The organism is Bacillus sp. CECT 9360 (genome assembly GCF_918741275.1).
Taxonomy (GTDB): domain Bacteria; phylum Bacillota; class Bacilli; order Bacillales; family DSM-1321; genus Peribacillus.
The window spans coordinates 99,096-116,547 of the sequence record NZ_CAKKNA010000006.1 but is presented as its reverse complement, the minus strand read 5'-3'; the positions used below and the strand labels follow the sequence as shown (position 1 = coordinate 116,547).

Annotated in this window: 19 protein-coding genes; all 19 read left to right on the top strand. The window is 41.0% G+C overall.

The window, feature by feature from the left end; genetic code table 11:
• The first annotated feature begins 182 nt into the window (after positions 1-182).
• The 19 genes from LQ216_RS09015 to LQ216_RS08925 all read left to right on the top strand — a co-directional run bounded on the left by LQ216_RS09015 (position 183) and on the right by LQ216_RS08925 (position 17,411).
• Positions 183-1,259: a helix-turn-helix domain-containing protein gene (locus LQ216_RS09015; protein WP_230129115.1), complete on the top strand. Its 1,077-nt coding sequence runs from the start codon at positions 183-185 to the stop codon at positions 1,257-1,259.
• Complete coding sequence (locus LQ216_RS09010) at positions 1,256-2,761, top strand: ATP-dependent DNA helicase RecQ (RefSeq protein ID WP_230128972.1); 1,506 nt, start codon at positions 1,256-1,258, stop codon at positions 2,759-2,761. The genes LQ216_RS09015 and LQ216_RS09010 overlap by 4 nt, the downstream gene beginning before the upstream one ends.
• Positions 2,751-3,323, top strand: coding sequence for a CPBP family intramembrane glutamic endopeptidase (locus tag LQ216_RS09005; protein ID WP_230128971.1), 573 nt, complete (start codon positions 2,751-2,753; stop codon positions 3,321-3,323). Before LQ216_RS09010 ends, LQ216_RS09005 begins: the two co-directional genes overlap by 11 nt.
• A gap of 558 nt (positions 3,324-3,881) precedes the next feature.
• A complete protein-coding gene (locus LQ216_RS09000; protein ID WP_230128970.1) occupies positions 3,882-4,340 on the top strand; it encodes a YpbF family protein in 459 nt (152 codons plus the stop codon).
• A gap of 93 nt (positions 4,341-4,433) precedes the next feature.
• Entirely contained in the window at positions 4,434-5,069 is a 636-nt protein-coding gene (locus LQ216_RS08995) for a CBS domain-containing protein (protein WP_230128969.1), read from the top strand.
• Positions 5,070-5,177: 108 nt separating this feature from the next.
• Positions 5,178-5,963, top strand: a complete 786-nt coding sequence (locus tag LQ216_RS08990) for a metallophosphoesterase (protein WP_230128968.1) — start codon at positions 5,178-5,180, stop codon at positions 5,961-5,963.
• A gap of 87 nt (positions 5,964-6,050) precedes the next feature.
• On the top strand, positions 6,051-6,635 hold the full coding sequence (locus LQ216_RS08985) for a genetic competence negative regulator (RefSeq protein ID WP_230128967.1): 585 nt from the start codon (positions 6,051-6,053) through the stop codon (positions 6,633-6,635).
• Between the two features lie 231 nt (positions 6,636-6,866).
• Positions 6,867-8,144, top strand: a complete 1,278-nt coding sequence (locus tag LQ216_RS08980; RefSeq protein WP_230128966.1) for a Glu/Leu/Phe/Val dehydrogenase — start codon at positions 6,867-6,869, stop codon at positions 8,142-8,144.
• A 120-nt stretch (positions 8,145-8,264) separates the two neighbouring features.
• Entirely contained in the window at positions 8,265-9,230 is a 966-nt protein-coding gene (locus LQ216_RS08975; RefSeq protein ID WP_230128965.1) for a YpdA family putative bacillithiol disulfide reductase, read from the top strand.
• A gap of 32 nt (positions 9,231-9,262) precedes the next feature.
• Positions 9,263-10,231, top strand: coding sequence for an asparaginase (locus tag LQ216_RS08970; RefSeq protein WP_230128964.1), 969 nt, complete (start codon positions 9,263-9,265; stop codon positions 10,229-10,231).
• 161 nt (positions 10,232-10,392) lie between these two features.
• Complete coding sequence (locus LQ216_RS08965; RefSeq protein WP_117305052.1) at positions 10,393-10,593, top strand: cold-shock protein; 201 nt, start codon at positions 10,393-10,395, stop codon at positions 10,591-10,593.
• A 680-nt stretch (positions 10,594-11,273) separates the two neighbouring features.
• Entirely contained in the window at positions 11,274-11,939 is a 666-nt protein-coding gene (gene prsW, locus LQ216_RS08960) for a glutamic-type intramembrane protease PrsW (protein ID WP_230128963.1), read from the top strand.
• A 247-nt stretch (positions 11,940-12,186) separates the two neighbouring features.
• Positions 12,187-13,053, top strand: a complete 867-nt coding sequence (gene sleB, locus LQ216_RS08955) for a spore cortex-lytic enzyme (protein WP_230128962.1) — start codon at positions 12,187-12,189, stop codon at positions 13,051-13,053.
• Between the two features lie 12 nt (positions 13,054-13,065).
• A complete protein-coding gene (gene ypeB, locus LQ216_RS08950; RefSeq protein ID WP_230128961.1) occupies positions 13,066-14,418 on the top strand; it encodes a germination protein YpeB in 1,353 nt (450 codons plus the stop codon).
• Between the two features lie 145 nt (positions 14,419-14,563).
• Positions 14,564-15,223, top strand: a complete 660-nt coding sequence (locus tag LQ216_RS08945; protein ID WP_230128960.1) for a flagellar brake domain-containing protein — start codon at positions 14,564-14,566, stop codon at positions 15,221-15,223.
• A gap of 74 nt (positions 15,224-15,297) precedes the next feature.
• Positions 15,298-15,480, top strand: a complete 183-nt coding sequence (locus LQ216_RS08940) for a YpfB family protein (RefSeq protein WP_117305063.1) — start codon at positions 15,298-15,300, stop codon at positions 15,478-15,480.
• Between the two features lie 77 nt (positions 15,481-15,557).
• Positions 15,558-15,752: a hypothetical protein gene (locus tag LQ216_RS08935; protein ID WP_230128959.1), complete on the top strand. Its 195-nt coding sequence runs from the start codon at positions 15,558-15,560 to the stop codon at positions 15,750-15,752.
• 400 nt (positions 15,753-16,152) lie between these two features.
• A complete protein-coding gene (gene cmk / locus LQ216_RS08930) occupies positions 16,153-16,827 on the top strand; it encodes a (d)CMP kinase (RefSeq protein ID WP_230128957.1) in 675 nt (224 codons plus the stop codon).
• A complete protein-coding gene (locus tag LQ216_RS08925) occupies positions 16,824-17,411 on the top strand; it encodes a lysophospholipid acyltransferase family protein (protein WP_230128955.1) in 588 nt (195 codons plus the stop codon). The genes cmk and LQ216_RS08925 overlap by 4 nt, the downstream gene beginning before the upstream one ends.
• The last annotated feature ends 41 nt before the right edge of the window (positions 17,412-17,452 follow it).

Sequence of the window (17,452 nt, the reverse complement as noted above, 5' to 3'; positions counted from 1 at the left end):
TGAAAATGATTTTTAGAACAGGGAATACCCGCTAGGGAACGCATAAATACCCATAATATTTCATAGCACATGCAGTCTATTTCCCCTTTCCTCTCATGTTTTAAACGTTATTTCCCAAGCGCTGCTCTGGTTCTGCTACAATAGTGATAATTACTATAATAAAATCAGGGTAGTGATTATTGATGTTCATATCATCTTTTACCGAAGCGCTATTTCTTTATTTCATAGATAAACTGAACGGGGAACGGAGTATTTATGCGATTTACCATTTGCTTAAAGGAAAAAAATCCTCCCAAACCATTCAGGATGCCCATCTCTTTGGGGTGAAAAAATTATTCGGAACCTATTCACCCATTACAAGAGAGCAGTTGGAACAATGCGTGTCTGTCAGTATAAAACATAAATGGTTGATAGAAACGAATAAGGAAAATCATTTTCTTCTTACAGAAAAAGGCCGGCAAGAATCAAAGAAATATCTTAGTATCCATCCGTTACCAGCTGACTTGGATGGGTGGGGCTTTCAAAATAATGCTGCCGTTTTTTGGGGAAGGTTAACCCTTTTGCTTCAATCTCTTTCCCATATCATTAACGGGGAAAACGATTTTTATCCGATTCAAAGGAATGCAGTCATCCAAAATTGGGTAAAACGTTTTTTTCAACTCCATCCACAAAATAGGAATGAAATGGGCCAATCTTATTATGACGAGCTTGTCAGGCTTCTTGAAAAGAAAAGCGGCGCAGAACGGGATGTATTTGTGATGCGATTGACAGGGTCCCATCGGATCGGAAGTACATTTAAACAAATTTCTGAAGCGGCGAGGATAGATGAGATGTACGTCCGGTTTCTTTTTTTAGGTATGCTCCATTATCTGATTCGCGAAATAACTGTGAACCGTGAAGATCTTCCTTTTTTATATGCTGTCATAAAAGATTTGCTGCCAAACGAGGACAGACCGCTTACTGAATCTGCACGGCTCACGCTCACTTACATAGAAGCTGGGAAGCAATTAAAAGAGGTTGCCGCTATAAGACGGCTAAAAGTCAACACGATTGAGGATCATATCGTCGAGATCGTCCTCGCGAAACCGGATTTTTTGATCACGTCATTCGTTTCAGAGAAGACGGAAGATGAAATAATCGATGCCGCAAAAAAGTTGAAAACAAGGCAGCTTAAAATAATTAAAAATCAATTAGCCAATGAGGATGTTACGTTCTTTCAAATACGACTTGTTTTAGCAAGGGGAGGTGGCGATGCATGAATCTGGAGAGGCATTTACAGCAATACTTCGGGTATCGCATATTTCGTCCGGGACAGAAGGAGATCATTTCTTCTTTGCTAGATGGTAAGAATACTTTGGGGATGCTTGCGACCGGGACCGGGAAATCATTATGCTATCAGCTTCCCGCTTATTTATTAGAAAAACCGGTTCTGGTGGTGTCACCCTTGCTTTCATTAATGCAGGATCAGGCGGAGCAATTGAAGAGGAAGGGAGAAAAAAGTGTGCTGACGCTGAATTCTTTCCTCACTCCAAGACAGAAACGCGAAGGTATAGAAAATATCCAAAGGTATCGTTTTATCTATCTGTCTCCAGAAATGCTTGCTGCCCACGATGTGTTGAAGGCGTTAAAAAAATTGGAGATCGGGTTGTTTGTTATAGATGAAGCGCATTGTATTTCTCAATGGGGCTATGATTTCAGGCCGGATTATTTAAGTCTCGGCAAGGCGAGGCGTGAGCTTTCAAATCCGTTAACTCTTGCTTTGACTGCATCCGCAACCGAAGAAGTCAGGAATGATATTATCGAAAAGCTTTATTTAGAAAAGGTTCACAAGGTTGTTTCGTCTGTGGATCGTGAAAATATTACCTTAACCGTGGAAACATGCTTTAGTTATGAAGAAAAGATGCAAAGGCTGCTCCATATCACCCGGGAAATCAATGGGCCTGGCATTGTCTATTTTTCAAGCAAAAAAGCAGCGGAGACGACTGCGTTGTATTTGAAACAGAACGGAATTGCGAATGTTGAATATTATCACGGCGGCATGGAGCAGGAGCAAAGGATGCTGATCCAGCAGCAATTCATTAACGGGCAATTAAGGGTTATTTGCTCTACAAGCGCGTTTGGCATGGGGGTCAATAAAGAAAATGTTCGGTTCGTTGTCCATTTTCACCTGCCATCAAGTATGGAGGCGTATGTACAGGAGACCGGCAGAGCCGGAAGGGATGGAAAACAAAGTGCTGCGATCCTTCTTTATTGCGATGGCGACGAGGGACTTCCTTTGTACCTGATGGAACAAGAGCTCCCGACAGAACCGCAGATAGAGGGTGTGTTTTCTTATCTGGATGTCACGCGAAAAATACCTGCGGCGATTCAAGAAACGATCATGCAACAATTTTCTTTAAGTGACATACAATGGAGGTTTATGCTGCATTTTATCACGACAAAGCCGCGAGTTAATGAATCAGAATTAAAGGAAACGATGAAGAGATATGTGTTCAAGCGTAAGGAATATAAGACGGCAAAAATCCGGGCATTCTTTCATTGGCTAACAGCGGTGAAGTGCAGACGGGAAGGGGTATTGAATTATTTCCAAGAAGAAAAAAATACCCAAAATGAACGATGCTGTGACCGTTGCGGACTGGCAAAGGATTTTTTGCAAATCCTTTCCGAAAGTGAAGCCGCAGTAGCGAAAAAGCCCTATGTCGATTGGCAGCAGGATTTGGCAAAATTATTGTTAAAGGCAGCAGACAATCATGAAAAATAAACAAGCCGAGATCATCAAAAAGCTATCTGATAAAGAGCTACATATCAATTTATTGTTTACTCAAGTTATCCTTTTAGCGCTCTCATTTATTTTAGGTGTGATTTTATTTAATGATGCCGCTTCCTTTATTGACTTATTTCAAATAAGGGACTGGAACATCCTTACAGTAGGCGGAACTGCAGCTATCGTGGTGATTGGCTGGGACTTATTTATGATGAGAATCTTGCCGGAGTCTTTTCAAGATGACGGGGGAGTGAATGAACGGATTTTTAAAAGCTTATCTTACCCAATGATTTTTGTTGTAGCGTTACTTGTTGCCGTGAGCGAAGAGATTCTCTTTCGGGGGGTTATCCAGACCCATCTTGGCTTGTTTTGGACGAGCTTGATTTTTGCATTGGTACATTACCGTTATCTGTTTAATTGGTATTTATTCATTAATATTACCCTATTAAGCTTTTTTATCGGTATCCTTTTTGAAGTGACAAATAATCTATTGGTTACGATTTTCGCGCACTTCCTAATTGATTTTATCCTCGGGATTATTGTGAAGTCGAAAAAGTAAGGTCCTCCTAAAAGGACAAACGCAGAAGGGCAACTACGGCTAATCTCCGCCTTACGGCTCGTCAATCGACGAGTTTTTTCAAAGGCTCTGTTAAATTCCATTGTTGATTTTCAAATGGTCATGGAATCTACTCGCTTTCCGCGGACGAACTGGCAAGCCTCCTCACTCGTACCTCGCTGCGGGGTCTTGCCAGCCCGTTTTTCCGCAGGAGTCTCGCAGATTCCCTTCCCAAAAACAACATTATCGTTTAACAGAGCCTTTTCAAAAGATAAGAAAGTATAAATTTTTCAACATGTATGGATGTCTAGCGTAAGCAGCCCAGCCCCTCGAGGTCATAAGAGGCAGGTGTTCTTCCTGCCCCCCTTCGGAAGGGGGTGACTTATGCTTGTCGGAGGCCCACAGGATGTGGGTCAGAACGACGAAGACATAACGATGTGGCGGTCTTCGTCGTTCTTCTTTACTTGCAGGGCGCTTGCGCTTTTCTTATCAAAAGGAATAATTTGCGGACAAGCAAAATATATATTTGTGAATATATGTTGCTTTTAGAGGGGGACCAATATGGAACCAAGTATTTTATTATTGGATGGGCATACAGACCAGGCAACGAAGAAAATGCTGCAAAATGTAATCGATAGAAAAAGAAAATTCGATAAAGCAAAAAGGAATCACATGATCAGTATTTGGGCTTCCTTAGGGATGGCGGCAATTCTGCTGCTGTATGTATATTTTTATATAGCCCATCCATATTCGTACTCATTTTTTGCCATGTTCAGTGCGTTTGTAAACCAATCCAATCATTTCATTTTTTTAGTCGTGACCATCGGCTTATACGGATACATGAATTTACTTAAATCTAAGCGGGATAAGGCCGAGAAAGAGTATCAAGGGCTTCGCTGTGAAATTGTTGATCGAAGCAAGGATCTTTGGAAGCGAGAAGATGCGTGGCAGAATCGCCACAAAGTATTTGATATGATGAAGAACAATTATGATATCAATTTATATCACGAAAATAAGTAGCCTGGCCATTTCAGAGAAGGAGTTCAAAAGAAAAAAGGAAATCAGCTTTTAGTATGGAATATATAAGGAGTAAAAGCTAGGAGTGAAGCGGATATGTTTGTGAAAAACATTATGATTTCGAAATATCATTGTCATACAGTTCCCTATCATGAGAATCTCGCAGTCGCGCTGCAAAAATTAGAAGAACATCAAATTGATGGCCTTCCGATACTGGACGGCGGGAAATATGCTGGTATAATCACCAGATATGATATTTATAAACAGTATTTTAAAACAGCAGGCGACCAAGAAATGTATTTAAACCATACATTGGTTAGCGAAATTGCCACACATCAGGATGATGTCCTGATCGGGGATGAAATCTTTGAAAAAACGCTGGTCAATTTGAAGGATTTCCCGATTCTTGCCGTCGTGGACGAGGATCGGAATTTTCTTGGGGCCGTCACAAGAAGCGACGTCGTTGAGACTTTCCAGAGCGCTTTCGGAGTGAACCGGCCGGGAGTCAGAATTGCTTTCACTTCTGTTGAAACAGAGGGAAGGCTTGCGCGTTTATCGGAAATTGCCCATCAGTATCATGAGCATATCATCTCTCTTGTTACTTTTGATGAAACCGATAAGCTTGTGCGGCGCATCGTCATGAAGGTAGAGAAAAACCCGAATATGGAGAAGTTCATCAAGAAGGTCGAGAATTCAGGATTCAGAATTTTAAGTATAAATGAAGATGAGTAGAATGGGCGGACACTCCCTCTCATAGTTATATGGGAGGGATTTTTTACGTGGATAAAGGGGTAGATTTAATACAGAATAGCAGATAATTTTTTTCCTCTGGAGGGTAATATGACGTTAATACTATTTAGTGTGGCCGCCATCATTCTTATTATCATCATTCTAATCATGGTCAGGACCGCGTTTCTCGATATAGTGGTTGAGAAGAATTTGTTCTTTGAAGATTTTCCGGATACATTTGGGACTATTAGCATCTTTTTTATTTCTGATATACATAGGCGCACCGTCTCTGCAAAGGTCATTGATGAGGTTCGTAGAAAAGCGGATATTGTCATCGTTGGCGGTGATATGACCGAGAAGGGCGTTCCGTTCGAGAGGGTTGAACGCAATATTGTAAAGCTACGGGAGATTGGACCGCTGTATTTTGTTTGGGGAAACAACGATTACGAAACAGATTATCACATGCTCGACGCGATTCTCTTAAAACACGGCGTAAAAATCCTTGATAATACAAGCTTCGCATTTGAATCAGACCAAGGAGAAAAAATGGAATTGCTTGGAATTGATGATATCGCCATGAAAAAGGATCGTCTTGATCTGGCACTTTCAGAAACCGATCACGCGGCTTTTAAAATTCTCGTCAGCCACAATCCTTTAGTTTCGGAACAGATAAAGGGTGAAGACCATATCCGCCTTATATTAAGCGGTCACACACATGGCGGACAAATCCGGTTTTTTGGATTCGGGCCATACGAACTCGGCGGGATTAAGAAGGTAAAGGAGACCATTCTTTTAACGAGCAACGGTTATGGTACAACCACAATCCCTCTCCGGCTGGGAGCGAAACCAGAAACGCATCTGCTTCATCTGAAAAAATTCTCTACTAACAATTCCTAACTGAATGAGAAGTCATGCAATGGATATGCACTCTGGATAAACACCTTCATATGATGTATGAAGATGTTATCCAGGGGGCATTTTTTTATGAAGCTTGAGCGATTAACCAACAACAAAATAAAAATTTTTTTAACTTTTGACGATTTAATTGACAGAGGGTTAACGAAAGATGATATTCATGGAAATTCGCTTAAGGTTCACAAGCTTTTTCAGGAAATGATTGAAGAGGCATGTGAGGAGCTACAATTAAAGATGAGCGGTTCCATTGCGATAGAAATATTCTCATTGCAGGCTCAAGGCTTAATCATTATCGTCACGAAAGACGATGAAAACAGCATCCTCGATGACTCCGGAGATGAATTCCTCGATTTGCAGGTAAAAGTGGACGAAAATCCGCATATTCTCTATACCTTTACTGATCTGGAGGATGTCATCCAGCTTTGCTATTCATTAAAATCGATTGGAACCTGGCGATCTACATTGTATCGATACGAAAGTAAGTATTATATTCTGATTGATTATGTGAAAGAAAAACAATATGATGCGGTGATCTCCCTGGCAGCTGAATATGGTTCTGTGTCAACGCTGACGCTGTTTCGTATCCAGGAATACGGCAAGTTAGTTATTGCAGATGAAGCGGTCAGGGTCCTTACTAACCATTTTCGCAAATAAATGATAACGCCGCAGAGGTTCACTGCGGGTTCCCGACCTCTGCATAGTTTTCAAATAAAGTTTGGATTAGAAATGACCAGGGAAAGAGAAAAGTATAATGAATCCGCTTTCTTTTATGACGAAAACAGGGGAAAATGACAAGTTTTCTCCTTTGCATAAAAGTGTCAAAAGTGTATACTATGTCATGGAAGGTGACCCTAGCCTATATATGATTTTTTAGGAGGTACACAGATGGTAGCCGAAAAAGGTACTGACCATACTAACCAAGAAGAAAAGCATGATGTGCTGAAATCGACTCAGACTGTTATACATAAAGCACTAGAGAAGCTCGGTTATCCAGAGGAAGTATACGAACTTTTAAAAGAGCCATTACGATTATTGACCGTGAAAATTCCGGTGAAAATGGATGATGGATCCGTAAAGATTTTTACTGGTTATCGCGCACAGCATAACGATGCTGTAGGACCGACTAAGGGCGGCATCAGGTTCCATCCTTCCGTAACGGAGAAGGAAGTTAAGGCGCTGTCTATTTGGATGAGCTTAAAATGTGGAATTGTGGACTTGCCTTATGGAGGCGGTAAGGGCGGAATCGTTTGTGATCCGCGCGATATGTCTTTTAATGAATTGGAAAAACTCAGCCGCGGCTACGTACGCGCGATAAGCCAGATTGTCGGGCCAACAAAAGATATCCCTGCGCCTGATGTATTCACTAATTCACAAATCATGGCATGGATGATGGATGAATACAGCAGGATAGATGAATTCAATTCTCCAGGCTTTATCACAGGCAAACCGCTTGTTCTGGGAGGTTCACACGGCCGGGAATCGGCTACGGCAAAAGGCGTAACCATTTGTATAAATGAAGCGGCCAAAAAGAAAGGCATCCAAATTGAAGGAGCACGCGTAGTGATTCAAGGCTTTGGGAATGCTGGAAGTTATCTGGCCAAGTTTATGCATGACGCCGGAGCGAAGGTAGTCGGCATCTCTGACGCATATGGGGCATTGCATGATCCGGATGGCCTTGATATCGATTATTTATTAGACCGAAGAGATAGTTTCGGAACCGTAACGAAGCTCTTTAAAAATACGATTTCCAATAAAGAATTGCTTGAACTTGAATGTGACATTCTTGTGCCGGCCGCGATTGAAAATCAAATAACAGAAGAGAACGCCCATAAAATACAAGCTAGGATCGTCGTTGAAGCAGCCAATGGGCCGACAACAATAGAAGCCACTCAAATCCTTACGGAACGCGGCATCCTTCTTGTTCCAGATGTTCTTGCCTCTGCAGGCGGCGTAACGGTTTCTTATTTCGAATGGGTCCAAAACAACCAGGGCTATTATTGGTCTGAAGAAGAAGTGGAAGAAAAGCTTGAAAAAATCCTTGTGAAATCGTTCAACAATATTTACGACACAGCACAAAAGCGCAGGATAGATATGCGTCTTGCCGCCTATATGATCGGTGTCAGAAAAATGGCAGAAGCATCACGCTTCCGCGGCTGGATTTAATTAAATCGCAATCATTTAATTGGTCTCCTACCATCATTGGATAGGAGATTTTTCCATTAATCGTATACAATTTTGTATGCATGGAACAAAAAGATGAGCAAACATGAGGAGTGACCTACTATGAATATAGAAGATGTAATCATTGTTGGAGGGGGTCCATGCGGGCTGTCAGCCGCCATTTCATTGAAAGAAGCCGGGAAAGAGGTCTTGGTTATTGAAAAAGGAAACATTGTAAATGCCATCTTTCATTATCCGACCCACCAGACGTTCTTCAGTACAAGCGAGAAGCTTGAAATCGGTGACATTGCCTTTATTACCGAGAACCGCAAACCGGTTCGTAACCAGGCATTGGCCTATTACCGGGAAGTGGTTAAGCGTAAGGAACTGCGTGTCAACACGTTTGAGAAAGTGGAGCGCATCGATAAACAGGATGATGCTTCCTTTATCGTCTTTACGAACAAAGCGGAATATAAGGCCGGACAAATCGTGATTGCAACCGGCTATTATGATAATCCGAATTTTCTCGGGATAAAAGGAGAAGAATTACCAAAGGTTTATCATTATTTTAAAGAAGGGCATCCTTACTTCAATACGGACGTAACTGTTATCGGCGGAAAGAATTCCAGTGTGGATGCGGCCCTGGAACTCGTCAAGGCAGGAGCGAGAGTCACTGTGCTTTACCGTGGAAATGCATATTCGCCCAGCATCAAACCTTGGATTCTTCCTGAATTTGAAGCCCTTGTACGAAATGGTACGATTACCATGGAATTCAACGCTGAAGTGGATGAAATTACGGAGGATAGCGTCATTTATCATGTCGAAGACCAAATAAAGACGATTAGAAATGACTTTGCTTTTGCGATGACAGGCTATCATCCGGACTATTCTTTCTTAACGCAGATGGGGATTCAAATCGAGAAAGAATCAGGCCAGCCTGTTCATGACAATGAGACGATGGAGACAAACGTGGAAGGAATCTATATCGCCGGTGTAATTGCTGCCGGCAATAACGCCAATGAAATTTTCATTGAAAATGGCAGATTTCATGGCGGTGTAATCGCAAAGCATATACTGAATAAAAAATAAGGAAAGAACATTGGTAGGGAGGTGTCAATCATATGGGGCGGAAAATATCGCTGATTACGACAGGCGGAACGATTGCAAGTAAGGAAACGAAAGACGGGATGCTATCTTCCGGAGCATTGAGCGGGAAAGAGTTGGCTGCTCTTTGTAAGCTCCCTGACACCATTGAAATCAAGATTGTAGACTTTCTGCAAGTCCCCAGCATGTTCATGGACTTCGAATCCATGTTGAAACTACGAGATGCAATCAATCGGGAGCTGCAAGACCCAACAGTGACTGGCATTGTTGTCACACATGGTACCGATTCCTTGGAGGAGACTGCTTATTTCCTTGATATTACCGTCAACGATAAGAGGCCAATTGTCGTTACTGGCTCCCAACGTTCGCCACAAGAAGTAGGGACCGATGTATACTCCAATTTAAGAAATTCAATTTTTGCCGCAGCACATGAACTTTTAGAGAATGTCGGAGTCGTTGTCGTTTTCAATGAGAGAATATATTCTGCCAAGTATGTAAAAAAAGTCCATGCCTCCAATCTCCAGGGATTTGAATCATATGGATATGGATATGTTGGAATTATTGATAATAACGTAGTTGGTATCTATCAAAAACCTGTACATAGAGAATTTTATGATATCCAGAGGAAAATACCGAGGGTGGACATTATTAAATGCCATACAGGTACGGATGGAGTTTTCATTGAAGCGTCATTAAAAGCTAGTGCGCAGGGAATTGTGTTAGAAGGAGTAGGCAGGGGGCAAGTCACACCTAGTATGGTTCCCTCCATTCAAAAAGCAATAGATGACGGAGTTGCCATTGTAATGACAACCAGTGCGGAAGAAGGCAAAGTGTATCCTGCTTATGATTATGTCGGGAGCGCGTTTGACTTAAAACAACGAGGCGTCATGCTTGGCTCGGATTACGATAGTAAAAAAGCAAGAATTAAATTGGCGGTCCTTTTAGCCAGTACCGACAAAGTAAATGAAGAAAATTTTGCTTACTAGTACGCAAAAAAATTGCTTTCCGTACCACTAGCTGTTATTATAAAAAAGAATTATTTTTGTTCAGTGTAACAGATAGTATAAGTGTGAACTTTTCGTCTTGATGATCACTTAGAGCAAGGATAGTAATACAATGTGTGTTTACACACTAGGAGGCAACAAAAATGGAACAAGGTAAAGTTAAATGGTTTAATGCAGAAAAAGGTTTTGGCTTCATCGAACGTGAAGGTGGAGACGATGTATTCGTACACTTCTCAGCGATTCAAGGCGAAGGTTTCAAATCACTTGAAGAAGGCCAAGACGTGACTTTTGAAGTAGAACAAGGTCAACGTGGACCACAAGCTTCAAACGTACAAAAAGCATAATAGCACTACCAGATAGACAGGCCCCCTTTTGTGGGGCCTGTTTTTTTAAAAAGATAAGAAAGTATAAAATTTTCAACATGTATTAATGTCTAGCGTAAGCAGCCCAGCCCCGACTCACAGGACGTGCTAGTGCCGACGAAGACATAAGGCCGTGGCGATTTTAGTCGGCATCGAGGTCATAAGAGGCAGGTGTTCTTCCTGCCCCTCTCCGGACTTCCACAGGACGTGGTGACATCAGCGTTCGTAACAGGACGTGACGGATTTTATCTGCTCCAGCCCGTTTTCCCCTAGAGTAACTCCTTTGCGTAAAACAGGACCTTTTGGTGATGTTTTGCCCAGGATTGTCTAACCTCATTATTCAAACCCGAGATTTATCATCCAAACTCCGGATTTATTATCCAAACTCAGATTTTACGAATGATTATTTAAATTTAGAGTGATAGCTTGAATTTACGAACGATTATCCAAATATTCGACTGAAGACGCCAATTTTATTAAATGGGGAACTGTCTGCTCGCGGTTCCTCGGGATAGACTGGCATCGACGTAAGACATAACGATGTAGTCCATGATCCTTACGGTCCGGGTGACTTGTTTTTCCTAAGAATGAAGGGATATCCGTATTGTTCTTTTCCCCTATTCCGTGATACGATTATTAAAAAGATGAAAAGAGGTCAGCCAATGCTGGTCATATTCTCAGCTGGTATGGCTCCGGGTCTGGCCTTGCTCAGCTATTTCTATTTAAAAGACCATTATGAAACAGAACCTATTTCAGTTGTAACAAAATCCTTTCTATTTGGTGTTTTCCTCGTTTTTCCAATCATGTTTTTTCAGTATATATTAGAAACGGAACATATCTTTCAGAGTGATCTGGCACATGCTTTTCTTTGGGCTGCGCTTTTAGAGGAATTTTCTAAATGGTTTATCCTCTTCTTTCTCATTTATTCTCATGTGGCTTTTGATGAACCGTATGACGGAATCGTCTACGGGGTTTCCGTCTCGCTTGGATTTGCGACGATGGAAAATATTTTGTATCTGATTGCAAACGGGGTAGAGCATGCCTTCACAAGAGCCATTCTTCCGGTTTCCAGCCATGCGCTGTTTGGAGTCATCATGGGATACTATCTGGGTAAAGGCAAGTTCACGAAGAAAAGGAAGAAAATGTACGTATCCCTCGCTTTTGCGGTGCCGTTTCTTTTGCACGGAGTATATGATTACATTCTGCTTACGCAGGAATTTTGGCTCTATTGGATTATGCCATTCATGATTTTTTTATGGTGGTTGGGTCTAAAAAAAGTCAAAAAAGCAAGAGTGCTTTCGGATTTCCATGCATCCGGTTCATTATAATAGATCTTTATATTTAAAGGAGACAGACTTATCCATAGTCAGTCTCCTTTTTTAAATGATATTAATTTGAAAAAAATGTTTAGCTACCCCGATGTGGCAGGTTTAGTCGATGTCTTTTACTTACAGGGCGCTTCCGCTTTTCTTATTGAAATTATAAAATATATCCTCTTTCAGTGAAATAGAATAAAAACCTCTTTTAAGAAGAAAATAGGGTTAATGTCAATATAAGAAAAGAGGGAGTGTTTTGATGAAAGGGATTTCGTCAAAGAGCAAATTTTTGCTTTGGTTATTGTGCCTATCAGTCAGTATCTCTCTGACTTCTGAATCTACGGCACATGCATTCTCCGGCCAGGTGATTCAAAGAGGAGCCGTAGGGAATGATGTGATTGAACTTCAGGCACGCTTGCAAAACATTGGCTTCTTTAATGGTAAAATTGATGGCGTTTATGGCTGGGGAACCTACTGGGCTCTTCGGAATTTCCAAAAAGATTTCGGACTTCCCATTGATGGGCTTGCCGGTCTGAAAACGAGAACCAAACTAGTTAACGCTTCTAATTTTAATGGTAAGTTTGTCCATGAGCAAATTGCAAAAGGGAATGAATTTACTTACTACGGTAATGTTCCAATTGAAAAACAGGTAAAACCGAGAAAGAAGACAAATGCTTCCGGGACAGCAAAGGCACCACCGAAACAAGCTGCAAAAGGTGGAGGAGCAAAAACAACACCAACAGCGACAGCTGCAAACGTTCCGGGAGGATATTCCCAGAACGACATTCAACTGATGGCGAATGCAGTTTATGGAGAAGCCCGCGGAGAGCCGTATATAGGTCAGGTTGCCGTTGCTGCAGTTATTTTGAACAGGATTGAAAGCCCATCATTTCCGAATACCATTTCAGGCGTCATCTTTGAGCCGCGTGCCTTTACGGCCGTTGCGGATGGCCAGATTTGGCTGACACCGAATGAAGGGGCTAAGGAAGCCGTTGTTGATGCTATCAATGGCTGGGATCCCACTGGAGAAGCTCAATATTATTTCAACCCTGATACAGCGACAAGCGGGTGGATTTGGACACGGCCACAAATAAAACAAATCGGGAAACATATTTTCTGTAAATAAAGGGGTGAAAAAATGATACGAAATGTAATAATCGGAGTTCTCGCTGTAGCACTAGCCGGTACTGGATTTTGGGGCTACCAGGAACATAAAGAAAAAAGTGCAGTTCTGGTTCAAGCAGAAAATAATTATCAGCGGGCTTTCCATGATTTATCCTATCAGATGGATGTATTGCATGATGAAATAGGGAATACACTTGCCATGAACTCAAGACAGTCACTGAGTCCCGCTCTTACAGATGTCTGGAGAATTACTTCAGAGGCACAGATTGATGTAGGCCAACTGCCTCTTACTCTCATGCCTTTCAATAAAACCGAGGAATTTTTATCAGATATCGGGAAGTTCAGTTACACGACTGCTGTCAGGGATCTCGAGAAAGAACCGTTAAACGACAAAGAATACTCCCGGCTTCAGTCGCTTTATAAAGAAGCCGGGGAAGTACAAGATGAGTTAAGGAATGTTCAGCATCTGGTAATCAAAAACAACCTGAGATGGATGGATGTCGAAACGGCTTTGGCTTCCAATGACCAAAATGCGGACAACACGATTGTCGATGGTTTTAAAACGGTTGAAAAGAAAGTGGCCGGCTACAGCGAGACATCTAATCTCGATCCGAATTTCACAAGCGGCCAAAAGAAGGATGAAAACTTTAAAAATATTAAAGGAAAAGAAATCAGCAAAAAAGAGGCAGTAGCGAAAGCAAAGCAATATGCCAATCTATCTGGTGATGTAAAAACCCGTGTGGAGGAAAACGGCAAAGGTTCCGATTATGGCTTTTATAGTGTTAGCCTGATTAATTCCAAGACCAAAACGGAAGTCAATATGGACATTACAAAAAAGGGCGGCTATCCAATCTGGTATATCAATAATCGGGATGTCAATGACACCAAAATCGATTTGAACACCGCAAGCAATAAGGCTGTGACATTCCTAAAAGACCACAACTTTGATTCTCTTGACTTATATGAAAGTGCCCAGTATGACAATGTTGGTTTGTTCAACTTTGTCACTACTGTAGATGGCGTAAGAGTTTACCCAGATTCAGTAAAAGTGAAAATAGCTTTGGATGATGGCAGTGTGATTGGTTTTTCCGCAGACGAATTCTTGAAATCCCATAAAATAAGAGAGATGGGTGAATTTTCTGTAACAAGTGAGCAGGCCAGGAAAAAAATCAATCCTAAAGTCAAGGTTATGGAAGAGCGGAAAGCGTTAATAGAAGGTGAAACCGGTGAAGAGGTCCTTTGCTATGAGTTCCTCGGCACGATTAATGATGACACATACAGAATTTTTATCAATGCCAACACAGGCCAGGAAGAAAAAGTTGAGAAGCTTAAAAACTCTGAGCCGGTTTATGAGGATTTATTATAAACAGCTCATCACGGGAAAAGTACATTTGTGCTTTTCCTTTTTTAATGTGTATTAATTAATGATTTTTTTGGATATTTAAGGTAAAATATACATAGGACTAAATATTTAGATAAAGAGACCATATTTAACTTGGAGTTGGGGATGAATGATTAAAGTTGGGGATACGTTAGTATTGGAGCCGAAATTTTCACAACAGCATGAACAATATAAATCAACAGTAGTCGAGATTAATGAGCAAAGCATTTTCATTGATTATCCCATCAATGCTTCGACGGGAAAAAGAGCGTTTTTAATCGATGGTACACAACTGAAAATCACACTTGTTGCCGGGAAAAAGGCTATATATGTATTTGATACAGAAGTCCTAGGAAGAGTGAAAGAACGGATTGTCATGATACAATTGTCGCATCCTCCCAAAGACTCGATCATCAAGATTCAAAGAAGGGAGTTTGTAAGGGTGGAAACGGCCATCGATACAGTCGTTCATCCGCTAGCTTCTGAATTTCAGCCTTTTAAAGCGATTACAGAAGATATCAGCGCGGGAGGTACTGCCTTACTGATATCCAAGGACATTATCCTTCAATCTGGTTCAAGTATTTTTGTCTGGTTCGCCCTGCCGCTAAAATCCGGTGAAATTCATTATTTCAAGGTGAAAAGCAAAGTTATCCGCATCAGTGAAGAAAAAGAACGATTTAATGTATTGTCTATAGAGTTCACTGAAATGAGCGAGGGCGACCGTCAGACACTCATACGGTATATCTTCGAACGAGAAGTCGAGATGAAGAAAAAACGTTTGTCACCCTGATTTTTTTAGTAATGTGAATGAAAAGCATGGCTCAGTTCCATACTGTCTAGAAAAGACGGTAAGGATGGGTCGCCATGAAATCCATTGAACGGATCATCATTAAGCTAATACTGATACAGGTGATTTGTCTGCTTGCCTTTCAGGCTGTTTTTCACCGTGCTGATTCCTTTTTAGAACTAAAGAAGCTGGCTGCTTATGAAGGCGTTACAAAAAATAACTATACCAAAATCATTGAAACATTTAATGATGAAAATTAGCAGGGGTCCCTTCCCCTGCTTTTTTTTGTTAAAGTTATTTTAAATAAGTTGTGATAATTGAACAAGGAGTTGATTACATGAAAAGAATTTTAGCTTTTGAAACAGCAGAAGAGGTTCATCAATATCAATCTACTACTGATAAGTATATGAAAAAACTTGAAGATTATCAGAGGATATTAACCGTTCAATTTCAATTAAACACTTTGCCCAAAGGGGTCATTTGGACGAGTACAGAATTGGCAACAACTTTTTATAAAGCAATTAGACGATAAAGAGCTGCACGAAGTACGAAATTTTTATAGGAACTATTCGGAAGAGCATTTATTCGTTGTATTAGCTCACGAACAAACGCATCATATTGATTTATCAAGTATTAGTTCGACTATTGGCGAAGTTATTTAAAAGTGAAAGAGTATATTGAAAAAGCTAATGATGATATCCATAAAGTATTTAACATTTATAGACATGGCATCGAAAAGGACGAACAATTAGCCTAACCATATTTTCAGGCGTATTTTGAAAATGAAATAAATTAAGCAAGTACTATAAAAAACCAAGGAAATTCTGACACCTCTTAAAGCACCACTTTTATTCATAATCATCTAACCTTTTGTGATAAACTAGAAATGCATTAAAAATGACAGCTTGACTGTCTGGATCTTGGGAGGATTTATGGAAAAGAAAATATCAGTTGCAATTGACGGGCCTGCGGCAGCGGGGAAAAGCACTGTCGCGAAAATGGTTGCGGAAAAATTCAATTACATATACGTAGACACAGGCGCTATGTACAGAGCGTTAACATATAAAGCGTTGAACGACGGGATTGATATCGGGAATGAAGCGGCCCTGACTCATTTATTGGATGATACAGCCATTGAGCTAAAGCCGAGTGAATCTGGGCAGCTCGTTTTCTTGGATGACCAAAATGTAACCGAAGCAATTCGCAATAACGAAGTCACTGCGTCTGTTTCAGAGGTATCGAAGCATAAGTCGATACGAAAAGAAATGGTAAGAAGGCAGCAGCTTTTCGGAGAACAAGGTGGTGTGGTAATGGATGGCAGGGACATAGGCACACATGTCCTTCCGAATGCCGAGGTAAAGATATTCCTGATTGCATCGGTGGAGGAGCGTGCATCTCGGCGCCATCAGGAAAATATCCAAAAGGGTTTTTCCTCCGATCTCGAGAAATTAAAAGAAGAGATTGCCTTGCGTGATAAGCTGGATTCCGAGAGGGAGGTAGCTCCGCTAAGAAAGGCTAGTGAAGCGGTTGAAATTGATACAACTTCTTTGTCGATCCAACAAGTGGCGGAAAAAGTAATGGTATTGATTGAAGAAAGGATAAGATGAATTTGAAGTTTTATACATTTGCCAAAAACGTTGTGAAAATAGTTTTAAGTCCCATATATAGGGTTAAAACAATAGGTAAAGAGGATTTTCCGAAAGAAGGCGGTGTTTTGATTTGTGCCAATCACATTGACAATCTGGATCCGCCGATAGTGGGGATCACCTGTCCCCGGGATATTCACTTTATGGCCAAAGATGAGGCTTTTCATGTTCCTTTATTAAAAAATATTCTACCAAAGGTTAATGCTTTTCCGGTGAAAAGGGGAATGAGTGACAGGGAAGCTCTCAGGAAAGGCCTTTCACTTCTTAAGGAAGGGAAGGTTTTGGGCTTGTTTCCTGAAGGAACACGAAGTAAAACGGGCGAACTCGGCGAAGCTATGGCAGGGGCTGGATTTTTCGCGTTGCGCTCTAATGCGAAAATTGTTCCTTGCGCCATAATTGGTCCATACAAAGCTCTTAATCCATTAAAAGTTGTCTATGGAAAACCGATTGATTTCACCGAATACAGGGAGAAAAAGATATCTGCCGATGAAGCGACAAAAATCATTATGGATGAAATCAGGGGCTTAATTTCTGCGCATAAATAATCCTTCTTGCTTGACAATTTCCTTTATTTATTAGAATTTAT

Bases quoted from the DNA above. Each gene is read 5' to 3' on its own strand.
- sleB (WP_230128962.1), top strand. From the start codon at position 12,187: ATGAAAGGGATTTCGTCAAAGAGCAAATTTTTGCTTTGGTTATTGTGC.
- LQ216_RS08980 (WP_230128966.1), top strand. From the start codon at position 6,867: ATGGTAGCCGAAAAAGGTACTGACCATACTAACCAAGAAGAAAAGCAT.
- LQ216_RS09015 (WP_230129115.1), top strand. From the start codon at position 183: ATGTTCATATCATCTTTTACCGAAGCGCTATTTCTTTATTTCATAGAT.
- LQ216_RS08940 (WP_117305063.1), top strand. From the start codon at position 15,298: ATGAAATCCATTGAACGGATCATCATTAAGCTAATACTGATACAGGTG.
- LQ216_RS08925 (WP_230128955.1), top strand. From the start codon at position 16,824: ATGAATTTGAAGTTTTATACATTTGCCAAAAACGTTGTGAAAATAGTT.
- LQ216_RS08935 (WP_230128959.1), top strand. From the start codon at position 15,558: ATGAAAAGAATTTTAGCTTTTGAAACAGCAGAAGAGGTTCATCAATAT.
- LQ216_RS08990 (WP_230128968.1), top strand. From the start codon at position 5,178: ATGACGTTAATACTATTTAGTGTGGCCGCCATCATTCTTATTATCATC.
- LQ216_RS08970 (WP_230128964.1), top strand. From the start codon at position 9,263: ATGGGGCGGAAAATATCGCTGATTACGACAGGCGGAACGATTGCAAGT.
- LQ216_RS08945 (WP_230128960.1), top strand. From the start codon at position 14,564: ATGATTAAAGTTGGGGATACGTTAGTATTGGAGCCGAAATTTTCACAA.
- LQ216_RS08975 (WP_230128965.1), top strand. From the start codon at position 8,265: ATGAATATAGAAGATGTAATCATTGTTGGAGGGGGTCCATGCGGGCTG.
- LQ216_RS09000 (WP_230128970.1), top strand. From the start codon at position 3,882: ATGGAACCAAGTATTTTATTATTGGATGGGCATACAGACCAGGCAACG.
- LQ216_RS08965 (WP_117305052.1), top strand. From the start codon at position 10,393: ATGGAACAAGGTAAAGTTAAATGGTTTAATGCAGAAAAAGGTTTTGGC.
- prsW (WP_230128963.1), top strand. From the start codon at position 11,274: ATGCTGGTCATATTCTCAGCTGGTATGGCTCCGGGTCTGGCCTTGCTC.
- cmk (WP_230128957.1), top strand. From the start codon at position 16,153: ATGGAAAAGAAAATATCAGTTGCAATTGACGGGCCTGCGGCAGCGGGG.
- LQ216_RS08995 (WP_230128969.1), top strand. From the start codon at position 4,434: ATGTTTGTGAAAAACATTATGATTTCGAAATATCATTGTCATACAGTT.
- LQ216_RS08985 (WP_230128967.1), top strand. From the start codon at position 6,051: ATGAAGCTTGAGCGATTAACCAACAACAAAATAAAAATTTTTTTAACT.
- LQ216_RS09005 (WP_230128971.1), top strand. From the start codon at position 2,751: ATGAAAAATAAACAAGCCGAGATCATCAAAAAGCTATCTGATAAAGAG.
- ypeB (WP_230128961.1), top strand. From the start codon at position 13,066: ATGATACGAAATGTAATAATCGGAGTTCTCGCTGTAGCACTAGCCGGT.
- LQ216_RS09010 (WP_230128972.1), top strand. From the start codon at position 1,256: ATGAATCTGGAGAGGCATTTACAGCAATACTTCGGGTATCGCATATTT.